This is a genomic window from Haloferax chudinovii (genome assembly GCF_042663345.1).
Taxonomy (GTDB): domain Archaea; phylum Halobacteriota; class Halobacteria; order Halobacteriales; family Haloferacaceae; genus Haloferax; species Haloferax chudinovii.
Genome location: NZ_JBHTAB010000012.1, coordinates 37,106 through 57,307, shown reverse-complemented (window position 1 = coordinate 57,307; position 20,202 = coordinate 37,106). Strand labels below are relative to the sequence as shown.

At 63.6% G+C, this 20,202-nt stretch carries 17 protein-coding genes; 11 read left to right on the top strand and 6 right to left on the bottom strand.

Annotation, left to right across the window (positions count from 1 at the left end):
• Nucleotides 1-139 precede the first annotated feature (139 nt).
• From ACFQI8_RS17415 to ACFQI8_RS17400, 4 genes are all read left to right on the top strand, one after another.
• Nucleotides 140-3,193 (top strand): right-handed parallel beta-helix repeat-containing protein, encoded by a 3,054-nt coding sequence (locus tag ACFQI8_RS17415; RefSeq protein ID WP_390247122.1) that lies wholly within the window; start codon nucleotides 140-142, stop codon nucleotides 3,191-3,193.
• A 305-nt stretch (nucleotides 3,194-3,498) separates the two neighbouring features.
• A complete protein-coding gene (locus tag ACFQI8_RS17410; protein ID WP_390247040.1) occupies nucleotides 3,499-4,689 on the top strand; it encodes a CARDB domain-containing protein in 1,191 nt (396 codons plus the stop codon).
• A 1-nt stretch (nucleotide 4,690) separates the two neighbouring features.
• Entirely contained in the window at nucleotides 4,691-5,368 is a 678-nt protein-coding gene (locus ACFQI8_RS17405; RefSeq protein WP_390247038.1) for an ABC transporter ATP-binding protein, read from the top strand.
• Entirely contained in the window at nucleotides 5,365-6,507 is a 1,143-nt protein-coding gene (locus ACFQI8_RS17400; protein WP_390247036.1) for an ABC transporter permease, read from the top strand. Before ACFQI8_RS17405 ends, ACFQI8_RS17400 begins: the two co-directional genes overlap by 4 nt.
• A 66-nt stretch (nucleotides 6,508-6,573) precedes the next feature.
• On the opposite strand, the gene ACFQI8_RS17395 is transcribed toward ACFQI8_RS17400, so the two are convergent.
• Complete coding sequence (locus ACFQI8_RS17395) at nucleotides 6,574-7,374, bottom strand: UbiA family prenyltransferase (RefSeq protein ID WP_390247034.1); 801 nt, start codon at nucleotides 7,372-7,374, stop codon at nucleotides 6,574-6,576.
• Nucleotides 7,375-7,609: 235 nt separating this feature from the next.
• Between ACFQI8_RS17395 and ACFQI8_RS17390 the strand changes: the two genes are divergently transcribed.
• Nucleotides 7,610-9,370 carry a histidine kinase N-terminal 7TM domain-containing protein gene (locus ACFQI8_RS17390; RefSeq protein WP_390247032.1) on the top strand — a complete coding sequence of 587 codons (1,761 nt, stop codon included), beginning with the start codon at nucleotides 7,610-7,612 and terminating at the stop codon, nucleotides 9,368-9,370.
• A 175-nt stretch (nucleotides 9,371-9,545) separates the two neighbouring features.
• Here the strand turns inward: ACFQI8_RS17390 and ACFQI8_RS17385 are convergent, their stop codons facing one another.
• The 3 genes from ACFQI8_RS17385 to ACFQI8_RS17375 all read right to left on the bottom strand — a co-directional run bounded on the left by ACFQI8_RS17385 (nucleotide 9,546) and on the right by ACFQI8_RS17375 (nucleotide 12,124).
• A complete protein-coding gene (locus ACFQI8_RS17385) occupies nucleotides 9,546-9,683 on the bottom strand; it encodes a hypothetical protein (protein WP_390247030.1) in 138 nt (45 codons plus the stop codon).
• A 65-nt stretch (nucleotides 9,684-9,748) separates the two neighbouring features.
• Entirely contained in the window at nucleotides 9,749-11,074 is a 1,326-nt protein-coding gene (locus ACFQI8_RS17380; RefSeq protein WP_390247028.1) for an aminotransferase class III-fold pyridoxal phosphate-dependent enzyme, read from the bottom strand.
• Between the two features lie 246 nt (nucleotides 11,075-11,320).
• Nucleotides 11,321-12,124: an IclR family transcriptional regulator gene (locus tag ACFQI8_RS17375; protein WP_390247026.1), complete on the bottom strand. Its 804-nt coding sequence runs from the start codon at nucleotides 12,122-12,124 to the stop codon at nucleotides 11,321-11,323.
• A gap of 373 nt (nucleotides 12,125-12,497) precedes the next feature.
• Here ACFQI8_RS17375 and arcD point away from each other — a divergent pair, with 373 nt between their 5' ends.
• Nucleotides 12,498-13,967 carry an arginine/ornithine antiporter ArcD gene (arcD, locus tag ACFQI8_RS17370; protein WP_390247024.1) on the top strand — a complete coding sequence of 490 codons (1,470 nt, stop codon included), beginning with the start codon at nucleotides 12,498-12,500 and terminating at the stop codon, nucleotides 13,965-13,967.
• Between the two features lie 53 nt (nucleotides 13,968-14,020).
• Here arcD and ACFQI8_RS17365 read toward each other — a convergent pair whose 3' ends face one another.
• Entirely contained in the window at nucleotides 14,021-15,031 is a 1,011-nt protein-coding gene (locus ACFQI8_RS17365) for an NADP-dependent oxidoreductase (RefSeq protein ID WP_390247022.1), read from the bottom strand.
• A gap of 166 nt (nucleotides 15,032-15,197) precedes the next feature.
• Here ACFQI8_RS17365 and ACFQI8_RS17360 point away from each other — a divergent pair, with 166 nt between their 5' ends.
• The 4 genes from ACFQI8_RS17360 to ACFQI8_RS17345 all read left to right on the top strand — a co-directional run bounded on the left by ACFQI8_RS17360 (nucleotide 15,198) and on the right by ACFQI8_RS17345 (nucleotide 17,775).
• Nucleotides 15,198-15,842: an SDR family oxidoreductase gene (locus ACFQI8_RS17360; protein ID WP_390247019.1), complete on the top strand. Its 645-nt coding sequence runs from the start codon at nucleotides 15,198-15,200 to the stop codon at nucleotides 15,840-15,842.
• Nucleotides 15,843-15,924: 82 nt separating this feature from the next.
• A complete protein-coding gene (locus ACFQI8_RS17355; protein WP_390247017.1) occupies nucleotides 15,925-17,133 on the top strand; it encodes an MFS transporter in 1,209 nt (402 codons plus the stop codon).
• 109 nt (nucleotides 17,134-17,242) lie between these two features.
• Nucleotides 17,243-17,392 (top strand): DUF7535 family protein, encoded by a 150-nt coding sequence (locus tag ACFQI8_RS17350; protein WP_004041982.1) that lies wholly within the window; start codon nucleotides 17,243-17,245, stop codon nucleotides 17,390-17,392.
• Nucleotides 17,393-17,508: 116 nt separating this feature from the next.
• Nucleotides 17,509-17,775, top strand: a complete 267-nt coding sequence (locus ACFQI8_RS17345; RefSeq protein ID WP_390247015.1) for a peptidase associated/transthyretin-like domain-containing protein — start codon at nucleotides 17,509-17,511, stop codon at nucleotides 17,773-17,775.
• Nucleotides 17,776-18,338: 563 nt separating this feature from the next.
• Here ACFQI8_RS17345 and ACFQI8_RS17340 read toward each other — a convergent pair.
• Nucleotides 18,339-18,530 (bottom strand): HPr family phosphocarrier protein, encoded by a 192-nt coding sequence (locus tag ACFQI8_RS17340; protein WP_390247013.1) that lies wholly within the window; start codon nucleotides 18,528-18,530, stop codon nucleotides 18,339-18,341.
• An 869-nt stretch (nucleotides 18,531-19,399) separates the two neighbouring features.
• Here ACFQI8_RS17340 and ACFQI8_RS17335 point away from each other — a divergent pair.
• Nucleotides 19,400-20,164 carry an IclR family transcriptional regulator gene (locus tag ACFQI8_RS17335; protein ID WP_390247012.1) on the top strand — a complete coding sequence of 255 codons (765 nt, stop codon included), beginning with the start codon at nucleotides 19,400-19,402 and terminating at the stop codon, nucleotides 20,162-20,164.
• Nucleotides 20,165-20,202 lie beyond the last annotated feature (38 nt).

Genomic DNA, 20,202 nt, shown 5'->3' with positions numbered 1-20,202 from the left:
TCGAACCGGCGACGGATACTCAGGGAAGGGAAAACTAAATCCGTATCCTGACCTATCAGGGTGTAAGACAAACGTGGTGACTAACAAACTGATCCCGTGGGCTGTGGCGCTCGTCGTCGTCTGTACGCTTTTCGCCCCCATGTTGAGCGCGTCGGCCATGGCGGCACCCTCTGGGGTCACGTTCGTCGAATCACCGATTCAGTCGGACACGACGTGGACCGAAGACGACGGTCCCTATCGCCTCATCCGGAGTGTCGCTGTCGACCCCGGCGCGACGCTCACTATCCGCCCCGGCACGGAGGTTCAACTCGCAGAGGGTGTCTCGCTCACGGTCCGGGGGTCGTTGCGCGCCACCGGCACCGAAACGCGGCCGGTGCTGATTACGCAGAGTGCGAGTTCAGGGGACCTTAGATGGGAGACGATTCGGTACAACGGCTCCGAGTCGTCGACGCTTTCGTTGCGAAATACGACGGTACGAGGTGGTCGAAGCGGGATTACGACCACGAGCGGGGAAGGTGCAGTCACCATCACCGATTCGCGTCTGCAAAACTTTTCTGTGGCCGGGCTCTCCGCGAACGGCACGACGACGCCCCCGGTGACGATAACGCGGTCGACGCTTTCCGAGATCGGCGGCCACGCGATTCGCGCGAGCCCGTCGATCGGGGCCGTCGAGGAGGTCGAACTCGACTCGACGGACCGACGCCGGAATCGGACCGCACGGCACACGCTCACCCTCGCCCCCGGCGTCGGCGTCTCGATGGAGACGATTCGGTTACGATATCCGACCGAGCGCTCGGTAGCCGACATCGAGACTGAGTCGCTCGCTCGAATCGGCCTCGATACCGACAACGACGGAGAGATCGACCAGTCGTTCAACGATACCGTCTCGAACGTGTCGGTCAGCGGGCGTCACGTGGAAATCTCGCTCTCGCACTCGACGTACGTATCGAGCCGGGACCGACTCGTCGTCGAGTTCGATGGGGTCGTGAACCCGCGGACGCGGGGGGTGTACCCCGTCGGGGTCAGTCTGCTCGACCGCCGGATTCCACAGTTATCCGACGGGGTCCATGCGATGTACGTCGTCGGCGCGGAGACGACGCCGTTCGCGTACACGCCGCCGACCGACCTCACGCGCGTCCGGGGAATCACCGTCAGCGACTCCGAGTTCGAGGAGATCGACGGCGCGGGGCTGTTCGCCGCCGCGGATATCGCCACCGGGATTCGGGTCAGCGACACTCAGTTCACCGACGTTCGGGGAGACGGTGTGGCGATACGGGCCGCCCAAAGCGAAGGCAGTTTCCGTGGGAATCGAATGCACACCGGCGACGCGGGTATCCACGTCGAGACGCGGACGCAGACGACGTTGGTCGCGACCGGAAACCGGATTTCGCGCTCGACGACGGGGATTCGCGTTCGACAGTCCGAGCGGCGTGTCCGTGGCATCACGCGAGTGACGCTCCGCGGGAACGAGTTGGTCGACAACGACCGCAACGGGCTCGAAATCCAGTCCGAAACGAGCGAGGGCGAACTGTGGCTCACGGACAACGTCATCAGCGGAAATGGAGCACACGGGGTCGCGCTCTCCAACTGGGCGATCAGGAGCGGTCGGGTGACCGGGAACCGAGTTCTCAACAACGGTGAGGACGGGGTCGCGATCAACAGCCACGTGGTTCGAAACGTCACGCTGTCTCGAAACCGAATCGCCGAGAACGGCGGCGACGGCCTCGACGTGTCCGTGCGCGCATTGGCCCGTGATTTCGTCGCGACCGACAACGCGATTGTCGACAACCGCGGCCACGCACTGACGGTGCGCTCGGACCTCCTCGTGCACCGCGTTACCGTCGCGGGGAACCGCCTCGCGAACAACGGCGGTGCCGGGGTCCTCGTCTCCAGTCCGCTCACTCACAACGGGCACCTCACCGTGTCGGACAACGTTATCGCCGCGAACGGCTACGGACTCGTGTCCCGCGGCACCCTAAACGCGACGGTTCGGGACAACGACATCGTGTTCAACACGAACACGCACGTCCAACCGCCGGCACTCGACGGCGTCGCCCCCGGAACCGGACTCTATATCGCGGAGGGCTCCCGCGGTGCGATTCTCGACCGAAACGACGACGACGCGCCGTTTGCGGACCTCGTTGCGAACCCGAAACTCCAGCAACAGATCGAGATTACGAGGCTCTGGGGCGATACGGTTGCTGTCCTTCGTACCGATGGGGTAAGCCACGTCCGCTCGACGACGGAGGGTGCAGTCGATATCCGCCGCGTTGATGACACGCTTCCGACGGGTGTCGAACTCTCCTACGCCGAGACGACTCCCGACCGCTACCGAGTCGCTCACAACGACGTCTACGGCCACGACACCGGGATGGAGATCAACATCTCCCGGCTCGTCACGGCGAACGCGACGGCGCGACTCGTCACCGACTCGATACGGACCGTCAACGCGGAGTCGAACTACTGGGGGGCCGCGAGCGGGCCGTATCACGCTTCTATCCTGCCGGAAGGCGACGGCGACGAAATCACGATTACCAGCGGCTGGGTCGACTTCATCCCGGTCGCGGACGCCCCGATTGGGCAACGGTACCGACGGCCCACCCCGCGGCTCAGTACGCCGTCGACGGCGGCCCCGGGGAGTCGAATCCAACTCACGGGGGCCGAAAGCACGGTGGAAAACGGGACGGTCTCGGAGTACCATTTCGTCGTTAACGGGACGAGCCACGCGACGCGGGAGCGCGCCGGACTCAGCCTCCGGATGCCGAACGAGACGCTTACGGTGGAACTCGCCGTCGAAGACGGTCTCGGAATCGACAGCAACGAATCCGCGACGGCACGGGTTCGCCCCGGGCCGGCGACCGTCTCGGAGTCGTCGAGTTCCGTCGAGAGCGCGGCCCCGTCCGAGGGTGAGCGGGGCTCCGGGACTGGCCTGCTCTCCGCGTGGGGTGTCCTCGGCGGTGGCTGTTTCCTGTCTGCGCTCTTTTTCGGCGGCTACGGAATGGTTCGGACGGTTCGAAGCCAGTCCGTTCCCGTGCGCGGACTGTTCGTCCAGCTACTCGCCGGGGTCGGGGTTCTGGTCTGGCTCGTCGCCGGGGTCCTCGGGTCGACGCGGCTCGTGTTCGTCGCCGGCGTTGCCGGGGCGGTCTGGGTGGGACTCACCGCCATCGCGTATCTCGTCGCGACGCGGACCTGACGTCTCGTCGGGGCGTCTGTTCGAGCGTCTGTCTTTTCGCGACACGTCGGCGGCGTGCTGAAGCCGACAAACGGGCGTCAGACCCACGACTGCGACGGTATGGATGGGTGATTTGGGTCTAAATAGTGAAAAGACTCATTTATTCTTGGCTCTCTGATTTGTGCTGTAGAAATGGAGCGACGCAACCAGATGGTCCCACTGATCGATCGGCCCCCCAAGAAGCAGACACCGCTGATGCGGTCGGTTCGGCTCGGCGAGCGAACCGACAGCGGTCGTCAAACGACTGTGGCGTCCGGGTCGGGCACATGACGGAGAGTCGTGGTGTTCGCCCCGCTATCGCGGGGGCAGTCGCACTGTTGGCCGTCACGAGCATCCTCGTCGGCGGTCCCTCGGCAGTGAGCGCCCAGTCGGGGCAAATCGTGGTCAACTCGACGACAGTCGAGCCGAGTGAGCCGTACGTCGGTGAGTCGGTCACGGTTCGTGCGACCGTCTCGAACTTCGAGAGCAGTTCCGGCGGCGTGAACCTCAGAGAGGTCACGCTCCGTTCGGGCGGTAGCATCGTCGCCGAAGCGAACAAGCTCGGAACGCTCGGGCCGGGTGGCTCCGTCGACGTGCCGCTGTCCACCACGTTCACGAGCCCCGGGGAGAAACAGCTCACGGTTCATGTGTCCGGCCGCCACGAAAACGGGAACGTCATCAACGTCGAGTACCCGGTCATCGTGGAGGTCGAAGAACGAGACGTGCGGGCCGGACTCTCCGTGACCGAGCAGACGAACGACAGTGTCAACGTGGAGCTGACCAACTACGGGAATACGAACCTCTCAGGCGTCGAAATCGTCGCGTCAGTAAACGACTCCGAGGTCGCCCGGCGGTACACTTCGAACCTCGACCCGGACACGAACCGCTCTGTCGTGTTCGACACCGCCGATATGAGCGACCAGGTCGTGCTGTTCACCGCGACGTACACCGTCGACGGCGAGACGTACACGACCTCGCTGTCGAAGGAGCTCGACGACGACTCGGTCCCCGGCGAGATACAACTGACGAGCATCGAGACCACGCGAAGCGCCGGCTCCGTGACGATACAGGGCGACGCCGCGAACATCGGGAACACGGACGCGAGCTCGGTCTTGCTGACTGTCAAAGAGACGGCAAACGTGTCCCACGGCTCGCCGTCCGGCGGCTACTTCGTCGGGCGCGTGGAGGCGAGCGAGTTCGCCACGTTCGACCTGACCGCACAGTTCAGCGGCGAGCCGACTACCGTCCCCATCGAGGTGTCCTACATCGTCGACGGCGACCGCGTGACGACGACACAGGAGGTACCACTCGATGCGGGTGGCACCGCGGCCGTCGCTGACGGTCCCCAGTCCAACCAGGGTCCGGGTTCGAACGAGTCGTCGTCGGGTGGGTCCCAGCTTCCGGTGCCCGTTATCGGGGGCGTGCTGGTGGTCGTCGTACTCGGCGGGGTGGGCATCTATCGCTGGCGCCAGCACTAGCATGAGTGTCATCGAACTCACTGACGTCGTGAAACGCTACCAGAACGGCGAGGAGGTCATCGCCGCGCTCGACCACGTCGACTTCCAAGCCGACCGCGGTGAGATGGTGACGATCATCGGGCCGTCGGGCTCCGGCAAAAGTACCATGCTGAACATGATCGGGTTGCTCGACACGCCGACAGCGGGGACGGTCCACCTCGACGGTCGCAACGTGACCGACTTCTCCGAGGACGAACTGACCGAAGAGCGGCGGTCCGGTATCGGGTTCGTGTTTCAGGACTTTCACCTGTTGCCGATGCTGACCGCGACCGAAAACGTCGAGCTCCCCTCGATGTGGGACACCTCGGTCGACCGGCACGACCGCGCGGAGGACCTCCTACAGCGGGTGGGGCTCGGTGACCGACTCGACCACACACCCGATCAGCTGTCGGGCGGACAGCGACAGCGCGTCGCCATCGCGCGGGCGCTGATCAACGAGCCGGACATTCTCCTCGCCGACGAGCCGACGGGGAACCTCGACCAAGACACTGGTGAGACGATTCTGAGCGAGCTGACTCGGTTAAAAGAGGACGAAAACGTCGCGATTGTCGCGGTCACCCACGACGAACAGATGCTGGAGTACACCGACAGCACCGTCCGACTCGTCGACGGCGTCGTCACGGAGGTGTCCGGACGATGAGCGTCGTCGACTTCCTCTGGCGGTTCCCCAGCGTCCAGATGGCGTGGCGGAACCTCGGCCGGAACAAACTGCGGACGGTGTTAGCCGCGCTCGGCATCATCATCGGCGTGGTCTCCATCTGCTCGCTCGGGATGGCGACAGCCGCAATCCAGCAACAGGCGACGTCGCAACTGGGAAGCATCGGCAACGAGGTGTCGATCACGTCCGGTCAGGACAGCGACACGGACGGCGTGACCGACGACCAGGTCGATACGATGCGGAATCTGGTGACCGACGCGGAGGTGGTCCCCCAGAAGACGAACTCGACGTCGGTCTCGTCGCGAAATGGACAGGAGGTGCGGGTGAGCGTCACCGGGGTCACGAACGCGGCCGCACTGTACAACCTCACTTCGGGCGAAGCGCCCTCCCGATTGTTGAGCGGCGCGCTACTCAGCAACAGCACCGCGACTACCCTCGGCATCGAGGAGGGTGACCCCGTCGAGTACGACGGCCAACTGTACCGCGTACAGGGGTTAATCGAGGAAGAAAACGCGTTCGGCTTCGGCGGCGGCGAACTCGTGTTACCCGAGTCCGCCCTCTCCGAGCAGAACCACTACGATACCGTGACCATCGTCGCCGCGGATAGCTCGACTGCGACAGAGATCGGCGGGGAGTTAGACCAGTACTTCAACACCGAAGACGAAGAGCAACTCAGCATCAACACGTTCGGGAACGCAGGCCAAGTCGGGGGGTTCTTGGAGACGCTTTCGCTCGCCTTGCTGGCAATCGGCGGCATCTCGCTTGTCGTCGCGAGCGTCGCCATCCTCAACGTGATGCTGATGAGTACGGTCGAACGCCGCGGCGAAATCGGCGTCCTCCGTGCGGTCGGGATTCGGCGCTCCGAAGTCCTACGGATGATTCTGACGGAGGCCGCCTTGATGGGCACACTCGGAGGGCTCATCGGCGTGCTCCTCTCGCTTGCCGCGGGGCTCGTCATCTTCCAGATGATTACAGGAGACCCACTCGGGGCGTTGCAGTGGAGCGGTGCCCAGTATCTGGTGTACGGGTTCGGCTTCGCCGTCGTCGCGAGCATCCTGAGTGGGGTCTACCCCGCGTGGAAAGCGGCGAACGACCGCCCGGTCGACGCGCTGAGAGGCTGAGTCACCCGCCGCAACGCGGAACCCTGCGATGTCACGGCGCGTCACGTCACGTCACGTCGCATCGCGTCACCCGTGGGCGGAGTTCTGGCTCGTCTCAGACGACGGGCCCCGCCTGTGTCGTCGCGTGAGATGACGGAACACCGAGAGCGCAAGCAAGTAACAGACGACGAGGCCAGCGACGAGCGGCCCGGAAACGGCCCAGAACACGGCCACGCCACCCGCTTTCAGGAGTCGAACGAACCCCGACGCCGTTCGGGGTCCTAAGTAGGCCGCGAGCGTGGTTTTATTCGCGTGTGTGTCTCCGGATATATCTTGGATGTTGCGGGACTCGACTCCGGCGGCGGTAATCAGAAACCATCCGAAGAAGACCGTCGCGGCGTCGAGCGAATACTGTTGGTGTGTCGCCGCGACGACCGAAAAGACGGCCACGAACGCCCAGGTAAATCCGACGCCGATGGAATCGAGCGTCGGATAGCGCTTCAGCCACCCGTAGCTCCCGAGTACGATGAGGGGAATCTGGGCGAACAGTAAGTCGCTGACACTCGCGGTTCTCGTCTGAAACACCAGCAGACAGACCACCAGTTCGTAACCGACTAACGCGAGCAGTTCCGTCGCGAACAGTCCCCGCTGGTACCGTCGTACGAGCTTCGTCCGGTGCGGTTGGTTTATCTCGTCTTCGGCTGTCCCCCCGCGTCGGTCTTCGACGTATATGAAATAAAACAGGAGCGGCGCGAGCAGGAGCCCGCTCCCGATTGAGCGGGGGTCGACACCCATCGCTAGCCCCGAGACCGCGACCATCGCGGCCGAGAGCAAACACAGCCAGATGTTCAACTGGAAAAACAGGAATCGCGCGTCTGTCACCCTCATTCAGTATGCTCCTCCCTGAGTGCGGAGATGGCAACAGATCGGAGACTGCCGTCGTGGGAACCAGTCCGTACCGTTCATCACTCAGAGCAATCTCACCGCTCGTACTATACTTGTTTGGTCACCTATCTACACAGATACAGCGAGAGTGCCTCGGGGGGTAGTCGCGGATGTCGGGCTTCCTCCGTAGCGAAGCGGGACGGAATCGCCGTTCCTGTAGCCATACCGGCGTCACTGGATGGGCTCTTTAGCACGGAATTGTGGATTATATTACAGATGCCCCCAAAAGAATAATTACCTCGATACTACTGGTATAGAATACGTGTTCGACCGATGGCTCACCCCTGAGATCGCTGTCGTCCTGATGTACTTTGGGGTGATTCCATCGGTCGTGAACTGCCAGCTCCTCTGGCAAGAACGCGATAAACCGGGCGTCATCTGGTTTATTCTCTCGATGGCCACCGGCGGTCTCTGGTCGTTGCTGTTCGCAACGTTCACGCTTATCCCGGACCCACGGCTCACGTTAGCGGTTGCCAATTTCTTTTGGGTGATGATTCCGACCGCCGCAGTGACGCTTTTCTTACTCGCCTACGAGTTCGTTTTCAAACAAACAGTCTCCCGGACCGTCGTGTACGCCTTGTTCAGCCCGATAGTAGTTCTGTTTGTCATCTCTTGGGTTAACCCGTACGACCTGGTCTTTACGAGTGCATACTACGCGACCGCGGATGGTATCTTACACTTCCCAGTGTTCGATGGCCCGCTAAAGTTCCTCGTGACGAAGGTCTACGGCTACCTGCTCGTGTTTCTGGCGGCCGGTATGTTCGTCGGAGAACTGCTTCGGACGAGTGGCACGCAACGTCGACAGACCGTCTATCTCTTAGTCGTATTTTCGATGCTCGTCGGCTCGACGATAGTGAAAGTCGTGGGACTCGTCCCGATTTATTTCGATCCCACGTCAGTTCTGTACTCGTGTTCCGGGCTCTTTTTCGCGTATTCGATTCGAGAACACGGGTTACTGAAGTTCGTTCCCGTGGCTCGGGAACAAACGTTCGAAGAGATTACCGACCCCATCTTCGTGACTAACTCTGCGGGCTACATCGTTGATGCGAACCAAGCGGGGCACCAACTGTCAGGACAACGTCTCATCGGTACCAAAATCGAGGAGTTCATCTGCGACTCTTCAGAGCTGTCGGACGGGGAACCCCCCGACGTCATCAAATTAGCAGTGAACGGTGGAACGCGAACGTTCTCGATTGAGACGTCATCGATTTCCTATGGCCGGGGAGTGACCGGGAAAATCGTCGTGTTGAGCGACATCACGGCCCTCAAAGAGCGCGAGGAGGAATTAGATCTCCTCAAAGAAGTTCTGTCGCGTATCTTCCGTCATAACATTCGAAACGACCTCAACGTGATTGCGGGCTTCGCGGCCATCATCCGAGACTCGACGGGTGGTGAGACCGCTCAGTCAGCGGGTCGCATACATACCCGTGCGGTGAAAGTCGTCGAACAAGCGGCAAAAGCGAGGAAAATCGAGACCGTGCTGTCGTATTCTGAGACGGACCGCCGGTCGCTCAACGAGTATCTGCTCAAGGTGAAACAAAACGTCCCGGCTGAATTACTGGAATATGTCTCGTTTGAAGTCGATGACGTCGTCGTTGACGCACATCCTCGATTCGACCTCGCACTCGCCGAGTTAATCGAGAACGCGATCTCTCATCATTCCGGCGACGAACCGATTGCTGTGCGCGTCACAACCGATGTGTCCCCGTCAGAAGCGACGATTATCGTCGAGGACAACGGACCGGGTCTTCCACCGTCCGAATTCGCCGTCTTGGAGGCCGGCGAAGAGACGGACCTCGAACACGGCTCCGGAATCGGCCTGTGGCTGGTGTACTGGATCGTCTCTCGCTCGAACGGGACACTGAGTGTGGAAGCGTCCGACTCCGGCACCCAAGTCCGAATCCGACTGGACCGACCGGACTCGACTACAGATGTTTGACACCTCTCTGCGACTGCCGCTTCTCCAACTGACACTCACGGTCGTGTTGCGAGAGACCGGCCGCGGCCGCGACAATAATCGGGCCGGACTCGCCACTCGGTCTCGGCCGTCCCTCGAACTGTGTCGTCAGCGCCTGTCTCGAACGTAGACGGCGGAGACCGCTCTGCCCGGTCGCCTACAGGGTCATTTCGAACTCGACATCTCGTGCCGACCGGCCGACTTCGATGGTGAACGGCCCTTCCAGAGCGGTCCAGCCCGCGGTCTCGTCGTACTTCGAGAACCCGAGGTCGTCGAGGTCGGCGTCGACGGTCACCGTCTCACCGGCCGGTATCTCGAAGAGGACATCACCGGGCAGATGATCAGCACCGCGAAATCGATTCAGGTCGACCTGACGCGGTGAGTCGCGACGCTGTCGAGGGCGGCTTCGAGGCACTCGAGCGCGAGGTCGAGTTCGCGGTCGGTCACGTCGAGCGGCGGCAAGAGGCGAAGCGAGCGCTTGCCACAGCCGAGTGTGAGAAGCCCTTCGGACAGTGCGGCCTTGAGGACCTCGTCGCGGCGGTCCTTGGTGTCGAATTCGATGGCAGTCATCAGCCCGAGGCCACGCACGTCAGTGAGACAGGTGGTCCGCTCGGCGAGCTGAGAGAGGTCCGCCCGGAATCGCGTGCCTTTCTCCGTAGCGTTGGCCATGAGGTCCTGTTCCCGGATGACGTCGAGCGTCAGCGTACCCTGAATCGACGCGAGGATGTCGCCTGCACCCCACGTCGATGACAGTCGCGCTTCGGTGTCGGGGAACAGCTCTTCGTTCGCCACCGTCGCGCCGACCCGGAGCGCCTTCGCGCTGGTGATGACGTCCGGTTCGAGGTCGTAGTGGTCCGAGGCCCACAGTTCGCCGGTCCGGCCCACGCCGGACTGAATCTCGTCGGCGATGACGGGGATGTCGTGTTCGTCGCAGATGGCCTGCACCTCGCGCATGAACGCCTCGCTCGGGACGCGGTAGCCGCCTTCGCCCTGGACGGGTTCGAGGATGAGAAACGCCACCTGGTCGGCGGGGAGGTGACCGTGGGTGTCGTCGAGTTTGTCGCGTAGCGTCTCGAGGCCCGCCCTCGAGTACGGCACGTCGTGGATGCCGCTCACCTCGGGGAACTTGCGGCGGTGGACCGACTTCGAGCGGTTGAGCGAGAGCGCGCCGAGAGTGCGGCCGTGGAACGCCCCATCGAAGGTGATGCCGTACTTCGGGGTCTCGCAGGCGTCGTAACAGATTTTGATGGCGTTTTCGACCGCCTCAGCCCCGGAGTTCGACAGGAACACCGTGTCGAGGCCGTAGTGGTCGGTGAGGTCGGTCAGGCGGTCCATGAGGTGGGCCGGTCCGGGCAGCGACGCCGTCTCGGGCGACCCGCCGGTGCTCACGTAGAAGTCTTGGCCCGCAATCTTCATCGGGTCGACGAGGTCGAGGTCGTCGAGGCGGGACTGCAGTTCGGGGTTGTTGTAGCCGAGCGGCGCGGCCGCGACGTGGCTCGTGAAGTCCAGCAACACGTTGCCGTCGGGGTCGGTACAGAACGGCCCGACGGCGTCCTTGGTGATGTCCCACACGAACTCGTAGACGTACGTGCTCGTCGCGGCGGTCGACTGGTGATACTCGACCCACTCTGACGCCTTCGGTCCCGGGAGCGACGTGACGGTCGGCTCGACTGAGTCTCGATCCATACGAACACTCTGATGGACAATATAACATAAAACTACCTAGGAAGATTAGTAACTGTCTCAAATATGGGCTTCAATAACTGATTGTCTGATTCCATGGCAGAGTTGTTTGATTATACCGAACAGAATCGACGCGTGCGAACGCGTCGCAGGTCGCGAATCGGCGGCGGTTCGCGCCGAGGGCGCTCCTCGTGAGGGGACTCGCCACGCGCCGCGGTCTCACGGCGTTTGGAATCGTCAAACTCCGGCTCACCGAGACGGGTCGAACGTGGTCGTTTCGAGGTTCACCTCGATGATGTTCGCGGCCTGCATCACGAGTTCGGGGATTTCCGAGCGAAAGCGGTCCCCGGAGAGCCGGCTCGTCGGCGCGGTGACGCTGACCGCCCCGCAGACGTCGCCGTCGACGCCGCGAATCGGTGCGCCGATAGAGCGCATGCCGCGAAGCTCCTCTTCGTCGTTGACCGCGTAGCCCCGCTCGCGAATCCGCTCGAGTTCGTCGAACAGGCGGTCGGAGTCGGAGATGGTGTTGTCGGTCTGCTCGACGAGCCCCTGGTCGTCGATGATGTCGCGGACGCGGTCGTCGCCGAAGTGGCCGAGCATCGCCTTCCCGGTCGCCGTGCAATGGAGGTACTGCGGGGCCTCACGCATCCGTAGGTGATAGTCCGTCGCGACCGCGTTATCGCCGCGACTCTCGTAGATGGTCACCTCCTTGCCGCGGGAGACGACCGTCAGGTGGACGTACTCGCTGGTCGTCTCGGCGAGTTTGTCCACCTCGACTTGTCCCGCGCGGTACAGCGGCGTCTCGTTGCGTACGGTTTCGCCCATCGTGACCAGTCGCAAGCCGAGGCGATAGCGGCCGTCGACCTTCGCCACGAATCCCTCTTCTTCGAGCGTCGCGAGGTAGGTGTGGACGGTCCCCTTCGAGGCGTCGAGTTCGTCACAGATGTCGCTGAACGTCGGGTCGGGCCGTCGCTGTACCGCGTCCAGAATCTCGCTCGCCGTCTGCACGGATTTGATTCGACGCGGGCCGTCCGCGGGGCGACTGTCATCCATACGAACTCGAACTCGGTGGAGTGCCATTAGTTCTGTTATATCAAACTACGATTCGACTGATAACGCCGTTTGTCTGTTCCCGCCGCCATCATGTTTGACTTTCTCAAACATTCGTGGGCGAAATCTCCAAATAAAAATTTATATGGGACATTCATGATTGTTCGAGTGGTATGGACTGTCAACCATCTGGTCGCCGCCGGGACGCCCCCGCGGTGGACCGGGTGCGAGCGCGCACGTATCGGCTTCCAACGACGGTCGGTGAACGCGGAACGACGGCACGCGCCGACCGCGCCGGCCCGGTCTCGGGAGGTCTCGGCCGCGGAAAACCGACGAGGCTGGCGGGCGACAGACGGCGACTGGTGGAGGTGTCACGATGGGGTTAGCGTTCGAGCCCCGCCTGTACGAGGAACTCGACGCTGACGAGCGACCCTCGCTGTTCGAAGCGTTGGTCCCCGTCTTCGGGATGCTCGTCTTCCTCGGCGTCGGCATCGTCGTCTACGGCCTCGACCCGCAGTTCCCGCTGTTTTGGGGCATCTCCTTCACCGGGCTGTTCAGTCGGTACTGGCTGGGCATCACTTGGGCGGAACTCTACGACGGCATCACCGACAGCCTCCACATGGGGATTCAGGTCATCCTCATCATGTTCGTCGTCTACGCGCTCATCGCGACGTGGGTCGCCGCGGGGACGATTCCGAGCCTGATGTACTACGGCCTCGACCTGCTGACGCCGACGATATTCCTGCCAATCACGGCGGTGCTCGCGTCAATCGTCACGTTCGCAATCGGGTCGTCGTGGACGGCCGCCGGCACGCTCGGCGTCTCGTTTATCGGCATCGGTTCCGGATTGGGGATTCCAGCCCCGATGACCGCGGGAGCCATCCTCTCGGGGGCGTACATGGGCGACAAACAGTCGCCGCTGTCGGACACGACGAACCTCGCGGCCGCCGTCACGAACACCGACCTGTTCGACCACGTCAACGCCATGCGAGACAGTTCGCTCGTCGCGTTCGGCATCGCCGTCGTGTTGTACGCCGTCCTCGGCGTCCAAGCCTCCGGAAACATCCCGGTGGGGCGCATCGCCGAGATTCAGGGCGCGCTCACCGGGTCGTACGCGATATCGGTGCTCACCTTCGCTCCGCTCGTCGTCACGTTCGGCCTCGCGCTCTACGGCGTGCCCGCGTTGCCGACGCTCGGTGCGGGCGTGTTCGCGGGCGCAATCACGTCGATAGTGATGCAGGGAACCGCCTTCGGGGCCGTGTGGTCCATCGCGCAGTCGGGAACCTCGCCGTCGACCGGGATGGAACTCGTCGACGGCCTGCTGGCCAGCGGGGGGATGATCGGCGGCGCGTGGGTGGTCACTATCGCCATCGCGGCGCTGTCGCTCGGCGGGATGCTCGAACGTGCCGGCATCCTCGCCGTGCTCGCACACCACCTCGGCCGGCTGAGCCGTGGTGTCGCGAGCCTCACCGGCGTGACCGCCATCTCCGCGGTGTCGATGAACGTCCTCGCCGCCGAGCAGTACATCAGCATCGTCGTCCCCGGCATCACGCTCCGGAACCTCTACGAAGAACAGGGACTCCAAAGCGAGAACCTCTCGCGGGCCATCGAGTCCGCGGGGACGACAACGAGCGCACTCATCCCGTGGAACAGCGGTGCGCTGTTCATGGCCGGCACGCTCGGCGTCGGTACCCTCGAGTACGCGCCGTACTACTTCTTCGGCCTGCTGTCGCCGCTCGTGTTGCTCCTCATGGGCGTGACCGGGTGGCAGATCACCTACCAGCCGGGCGAAGCCCCCAGCGACGCCGGCGACCGTCGCGGCTCGCCCTCGTCGACCGACGACTGACGAGGAACCGCGCCGACAGATTCTCGCCCGCGACGATTTCCTCGACCCGTGCTTTATTCCGACACGCCGACGACCTGCTTGCCGATGTTGTCGCCGGAGAACAGTCCGAGGAACGCGTCGGGCGCGTTCTCCAACCCGTCGACGACGGTCTCTCGGTGTTCGAGGTCGCCCGAGGCGACCCACGACCCGAGCCGTTTGCTGGCCTGTTCGAACCGGGTCGCGTAGTCGCCGACGAGGAGTCCCTGCACTTTCGCGCGCGGCGCGATGAGTTGCGGGAGCTTTCGCGGGCCGGTCGGGACGCCCTCGTCGTTGTAGTGAGCGATCTGTCCGCAGACCGCGACGCGCGCGTCGAGGTTCAGCTTCGTGAACACCGCGTCGGTGATGGGGCCGCCGACGTTGTCGAAGTAGACGTCGACGCCCTCGGGAGCGGCGTCGTCGAGCGCCCCGCGGTAGTCATCGACGTCCTTGTAGTTGATTCCGGCGTCGAAGCCGAGGTCGTCGGTGAGCCACGACACCTTCTCGTCGGAGCCGGCGAAGCCGATGACGCGACAGCCGTTGAGCTTCGCAATCTGGCCGACGACGGAGCCGACCGCGCCGGCCGCTCCGGACACGACGACCGTCTCGCCGGGCGAGGGGTCGCCCACGTCGAGCAGGCCGAAGTACGCCGTCCGGCCGGGCATCCCGAGCACGCCGAGGTAGGCGGGGAGGTCCGCGACCGATGGGTCGACCGGCGCGACCTCGTCGGCGTCGAGAACGCTGTAGTCGGCCCACGCCCCGTTGCCGCTCACGAGGTCGCCCGCGTCGTACGCGTCGCTTTTACTTTCGACGACCTCGCCGACGACGGCTCCCTGCATCGGGTCGCCGACTGACCACGGCTCGGCGTACGACTCCCCGTCTCGCATCCGGCCGCGCATGTACGGGTCGACCGAGAGGTATCGAACGCGCACGAGGAGTTCGCCGTGTCGCGGCTCCGGTCGTTCGCCCTCGCGGAGTTCGAAGCTGTCCGTGTCCGGCTCTCCCTCGGGTCGCTCGGCGAGAATCCACTCGCGGTTCGAATCGCGCATATACGAACACGGACCCGCGGACCAAGGACGGTGACGATTCCAGCAGTACCGTCCGGTTCGACGGGACTCGGTGTCGGTCGCCGGCGCTCCCGTCGCGCGGACCCCCCTCGCCACCTTCGCCGAACCAAGCCCCTATTTCGTCGGGCCGGTTACGAACCGCCGAACCATGCAGGTCGCAGTCATCGGCGCGAACGGCGGTATCGGACGCGAACTTCTCCCGCGACTCGCGGACGCCGGTCACGACCCCATCGGCGTCGTTCGAGACGGGTCGCAGTTCGAGGCGGTCCGCGACCGCGGCGGCGAGCCGCGACTGGGCGACCTCGAAGGCGACTTCGACGCGACGCTCGACGGGGCCGACGCGGTCGTCTTCACCGCCGGCTCCGGCGGCTCGACGGGCGCGGACAAGACGCTCATGGTCGACCTCTGGGGCGCTCGGCGGGTGGTCGACGCCTGTGTCGACGCGGGCATCGACCGCTTCGTGATGATTAGCTCCGTCGGCGCGGGCGACCCGCTCGCGGGGCCGGAGCCGTTGCGCCCGTATCTGGTCGCCAAGCGGTGCGCCGACGACTACCTCGAACAGTCGTCGCTCGATGCGACGATTCTCCGCCCTACAGCGCTCACCGACGCGGACGGAACTGGGACCGTCTCGCTGGTCGTCGACGGGCTCGACGGCGACGCGGCCGAGATTCCGCGGGCCGACGTCGCACAGACGGGTATCGCCTGTCTCGACATCGACCGGACCATCGGCGAGACGATACGCCTCACGGGCGGCGAGACACCCATCGAGCGGACGCTTCGGGGCGACGACTGAGTCGGTGACGCGCCGCGGGTACCGCGGTACCGGACAGACATCACGCGGTTTCATATCCCTGCGCCGAGCAAGTAGCGGAACCGTGAGCACGACACCGGACACGGCGGGCACGCGACGCGAGATACTGGGAATCGTCGTCGGCTTCTTCCTGCTTTCGACGGCGGCCGCGGCCTACGAAATCGCCCCGGCGAGCGTCTTTCCGGCCATTCAGGACTCGCTCGGGCTGAGTTCGAGCGCGGTGGGCTGGCTCGTGAGCATCATGTACGCGACGGCGGTCGTCACGAGCGTCCCCATCGGCGTTGTCCTCGACCGATTTTCCGTGCGCCGCGTGGTCGGACTGGCGACCCTCGCGCTCGTCGTCGCCGGCGGCTGGGGCTGGTACGCGGCCACCGCCGGCGCGTACGGCTGGCTCCTCGTCTCGCGGGTGCTCGGCGGCCTCGCCTACGTCACCTTCTGGAACGCGGGCGCGAACGTCGTCGGAAACGCCGTCCCCCCACGACAGCGAGCGACCGCGGTCGGCGTGTTCACCGCGAGCGCGCCCGTCGGGTTCGCCCTCGGACAGTTCGGGAGCCCGCTCATCGCGAACGCCGCCGGGTGGCCCGCGATTCTCCCGCTGTACGCCGGGGTCGCCGTCGTCGGCGTCGCGTTCTTCGCGGCCGCGACTCGCCGCCGCGTTCCCGGTGTCGACGCGCCGTCCCCCGACGGGGCGGCCCTCCGCGAACTGTTCGGGAGTCGGGCGGTCTGGACCGTCTGCGGGCTCTGTTTTCTCGCCTACTCGCTGTACCTCTTCGTCAACACGTGGCTCCCGAGCTTCCTCGCCAGCGAGTTCGAAATCTCGCTGGCGGCGAGCGGCCTCCTGACCGCGTTGTTCCCCGCCATCGGCGCGGTCGCGCGGTCGACAAGCGGCGTGATTACCGACCGCGCGTTCGGCGGTCGCCGCCGCCGCGTCATCGTTTCGTCGTTCGCCGTCGCAACGCCGGCGGTCGTCGCCTTCGCGTTCGTCTCGCGGCTCGGACTCGTCGTCGGCGCGGTCGTCGTCGTCGGCTTCGCCATCCAGCTCGTCACCGGACTCATCTTCTCGTACATCGCCGAACTCGTCGCCCCCTCGGTGCGGGCGACGGCCGTCTCGCTCCTGACGAGCGTCGGGCTCCTCGGCGCGTTCGCCGCGCCCATCGCCGCCGGCGCGATTATCGACTACGCGGGCTACGCACCGGCGTTCTTCGCGGCGGGCGGCGTCGCCGTCGTCGGCGTGCTCTTGGCGCTTCGAGCGCCGGAGCCGAAGCGGGTGTAAGTCCGCCATGTCGTCGTGTTCTGACCCGTGTCTCCCGCCCCCGTTGCCGCGGCTACTTATACATTGACTATTCAGTTTAGTTATGTATGCGGGATGCAGATGACTACGTATGGCTCGCGCAGTTAATCCCGTTCGAACCGATTACTCGAACATCCAGATGGGCCTCATGGGGACGCTCATCGTCGCTGGGATTGCGGTGCTCATGATACCGTTCGCGCCGTTCATCCTCCTCGGACTGGTTTGGCGGCTGTTCCACTAAGCGGCAGAGCCAACCACCCACTGGCCTGTCATTGGCACGCGTTTTTTCCGACCACGTTGACCGGCGAGCGCCCCGATACCCCGCTGAATCTCTCTCGATAACGCTATCGTCGACGTGTGGCACGGCAACGCCAGCGGCGTCTACTCCGACGTGGAGATGCAGAACACCGTCGGACACGCGGGATTCAACTCACCGACGACACCGGTGCGGCCTCGTTTACGACTATCTACCCCGGTTGGTACACAGGCCGCGCCGTCCACATCCATTTCAAGGTCCGCTCGTCGAACGACGCGACGGAAGCCTACGAGTTCACCTCGCAGTTGTTCTTCGACGACGACCGGGCCGACCGGGTGTACGCCCGAGCGCCGTACGTCGACCGGTGAGACGGCCACGATGAACGAAAGGACGACCGAGTAGTCGTCGCGCGGACCGACGGAGAACCTCCGTGACACGGCCGCCACGGCCGGCGACGGCGCTCGCCTCTCGGTCGTGACGCGTCCCGTGGCACCTCGCCGTAACGACAGACTCCACTAACTGAAGTATATATCGAGTATCTGGTGGTAGCGATTTCGATCGAGTGGAGGCAACTGTTCAAAATCACGTGGAAACGTGTGTTTGAGGCCGTCTTAACGTCTCTTCTCGCTCGCAAGCATCTAAATGTAGATAAAATAATAGTTAGGTGCTGAATCATCGTTTGAACCCCTTTTAGCGCGTTTATTCGGGCTATCTCGTGTGTATAGTAGTTTCTCGAAAGCAGTATAACCAATTTGAGTAGTATCAGATATTGTCGGTTATATTTCATAGGGCTGACCGGGAACGAGACCGACTCCCCGAGGTCTATCCTCCGCGGTCGAACTCGTCGACGTGGTTGCGGGCGGCATTGTCGCCACTCGTCGCGCCCACCACGTCGTCGAGCGCCGGGTCAACCACGAGTCCGAGCGGTCGCCTACGTATTGAGGTCGAAGTCGTTCCGGACGAGTTCGATGAGTCGCTCGACGGCCTGCTCGCCGTCGCTGCCGTCGGCGGTGATGACGATCTCCTCGTCCGGACCGACGCCGAGCGAGAGGACGGCGATGCTGCTTTTGGCGTCTACTTCCGTCTCTCCGCCCGCTTTCCGCACGGCTCCCGCGCTCCTCACGTCGATTTACAGCGACATCGAGACGGCAGCGGAAAACCTCTCCCGGGAGCGCGGCGTTATCGAACCGGACCCGTCGGTCGGCGCGGACTTCGATACGCAGAAAGAGACATACTTCGACCGCTTGCGGGACATGGCGGAGTTCTATCAACGGGAGTGACCCCGACCGCGGCGGCGTGGCCCGCCGACTGGAGACAACTGGCCGCGTCGATGCCACAGACACGGGAACCGTAGACGACCGCGTCGAACGCGTGCCGATGCGATCGAGCGCGCTCTACGTTTCGTGACCTCACTCTCGGTGGTGTTACAAGCGTATATCTGTAATCTATAGTGTCTATTGCGTATCCGAGCGAAGCACGTGACCGCCCGGTCTGAAACAGTTTCCAACCCACATGGAAGGGGGTGCACGGCGGCCCCGATCAGCGGCGACCATTCCAACCGGCGTTACGGTTCCGCTGGTCGCCCGCTCGCCGCCGAGCCACTCCAACGACACTCGAAACCGTGCGTTCGCGTAGCGATCACGGATCAAGTCCCCACGCAGTGCGACCAGCCCTGTTTAGTGCTTTCACTCGGAGTGGAAACGCAAACCTCAACCCAAGTCATTCGTACTCGTGGCATTACAACGCAGATGACTCCGGAACGATCCGGTTGTCGCACACAGAGGCGGACGTTCCGAAAGCGGTTCCCCGCATGCAACGGTCCCGTTTCGAGACGGAGACGTAGAGCCCTCCGCCGAATGATGGTCGGTGAGACAGCCGATAACTTGGCCCAGGGTTGCTTTCTCGACTAGCGTTCGATTCAGTAGTCGTGACTGTGCTAACCCACGCTCCAAACCCAAATATTTAATCAGGGTGGAAATCATGTGTTATCGTATGGCAACCAACAAACCACGAACGCTCGAGGCGGTTGAGCGGACTCTCGAACTCGTCGACGCGCTAGTGGAGGAGGACTCACTCGGGGTGACGGAACTGTCGGAGCGAACCGGACTGCCGACGAGCACCGTCTACGTCCACCTACAGACGCTCCGAGAGAACGATTACGTCGTCAAGGAGGGGAGTAAGTACCGACTCTCGCTTCAGTTCCTCCACTACGGGGGCAAGATCCGAGAGCGGCTTCCGGTCTACCGACACGGGCGAAAGGTCGTCCATGACCTGGCGAAAGAGACCGGTGAACTGGTCAATCTCGCAATCGAGGAGAACGGTCGCGGCGTCGTGATATTCATGGCGCGCGGCGACAACGCCGCCGTCGACCTCGCGCCCGTGGGGAAGCACTCGTACCTCCATCGACCGGCCTTCGGGCGGGCCATCCTCTCGTGTTTCTCCGACGACGAGGTGAACGACATCGTCGACAAGTGGGGGCTTCGAGCGGTCACGGAAAACACCGTCCGTACGCGCGAGGCGCTCTTCGAGGAACTCGACGCCACGCGAGAACGCGGGTACGCTATCGAGCGAGACGAAGGCGACGTCGGTATCAGCTGTGTCGGCGCGCCGATTCAGGACATCGAAGGCAATCCCGTCGGCGCGATCAGCGTGACCGTCCCGTCGAACAAACTCCGAGACGACCGCGTCGAAGAGGAACTCTCACATAAGATTCTCAACGGAACCAACATCATCGAACTCAAGATAGAACACGCGTAACCGATGATACGTGTTTCCACGTCAGTTGGAAACGTCGT

What these genes read in the sequence shown, in the direction of transcription:
- ACFQI8_RS17415 (WP_390247122.1), top strand. Translation starts at nt 140, where the DNA reads ATGTTGAGCGCGTCGGCCATGGCGGCACCCTCTGGGGTCACGTTCGTC.
- ACFQI8_RS17410 (WP_390247040.1), top strand. Translation starts at nt 3,499, where the DNA reads ATGACGGAGAGTCGTGGTGTTCGCCCCGCTATCGCGGGGGCAGTCGCA.
- ACFQI8_RS17405 (WP_390247038.1), top strand. Translation starts at nt 4,691, where the DNA reads ATGAGTGTCATCGAACTCACTGACGTCGTGAAACGCTACCAGAACGGC.
- ACFQI8_RS17400 (WP_390247036.1), top strand. Translation starts at nt 5,365, where the DNA reads ATGAGCGTCGTCGACTTCCTCTGGCGGTTCCCCAGCGTCCAGATGGCG.
- ACFQI8_RS17395 (WP_390247034.1), bottom strand. Translation starts at nt 7,374, where the DNA reads ATGAGGGTGACAGACGCGCGATTCCTGTTTTTCCAGTTGAACATCTGG.
- ACFQI8_RS17390 (WP_390247032.1), top strand. Translation starts at nt 7,610, where the DNA reads ATGGGCTCTTTAGCACGGAATTGTGGATTATATTACAGATGCCCCCAA.
- ACFQI8_RS17380 (WP_390247028.1), bottom strand. Translation starts at nt 11,074, where the DNA reads ATGGATCGAGACTCAGTCGAGCCGACCGTCACGTCGCTCCCGGGACCG.
- ACFQI8_RS17375 (WP_390247026.1), bottom strand. Translation starts at nt 12,124, where the DNA reads ATGGATGACAGTCGCCCCGCGGACGGCCCGCGTCGAATCAAATCCGTG.
- arcD (WP_390247024.1), top strand. Translation starts at nt 12,498, where the DNA reads ATGGGGTTAGCGTTCGAGCCCCGCCTGTACGAGGAACTCGACGCTGAC.
- ACFQI8_RS17365 (WP_390247022.1), bottom strand. Translation starts at nt 15,031, where the DNA reads ATGCGCGATTCGAACCGCGAGTGGATTCTCGCCGAGCGACCCGAGGGA.
- ACFQI8_RS17360 (WP_390247019.1), top strand. Translation starts at nt 15,198, where the DNA reads ATGCAGGTCGCAGTCATCGGCGCGAACGGCGGTATCGGACGCGAACTT.
- ACFQI8_RS17350 (WP_004041982.1), top strand. Translation starts at nt 17,243, where the DNA reads ATGGCTCGCGCAGTTAATCCCGTTCGAACCGATTACTCGAACATCCAG.
- ACFQI8_RS17335 (WP_390247012.1), top strand. Translation starts at nt 19,400, where the DNA reads ATGGCAACCAACAAACCACGAACGCTCGAGGCGGTTGAGCGGACTCTC.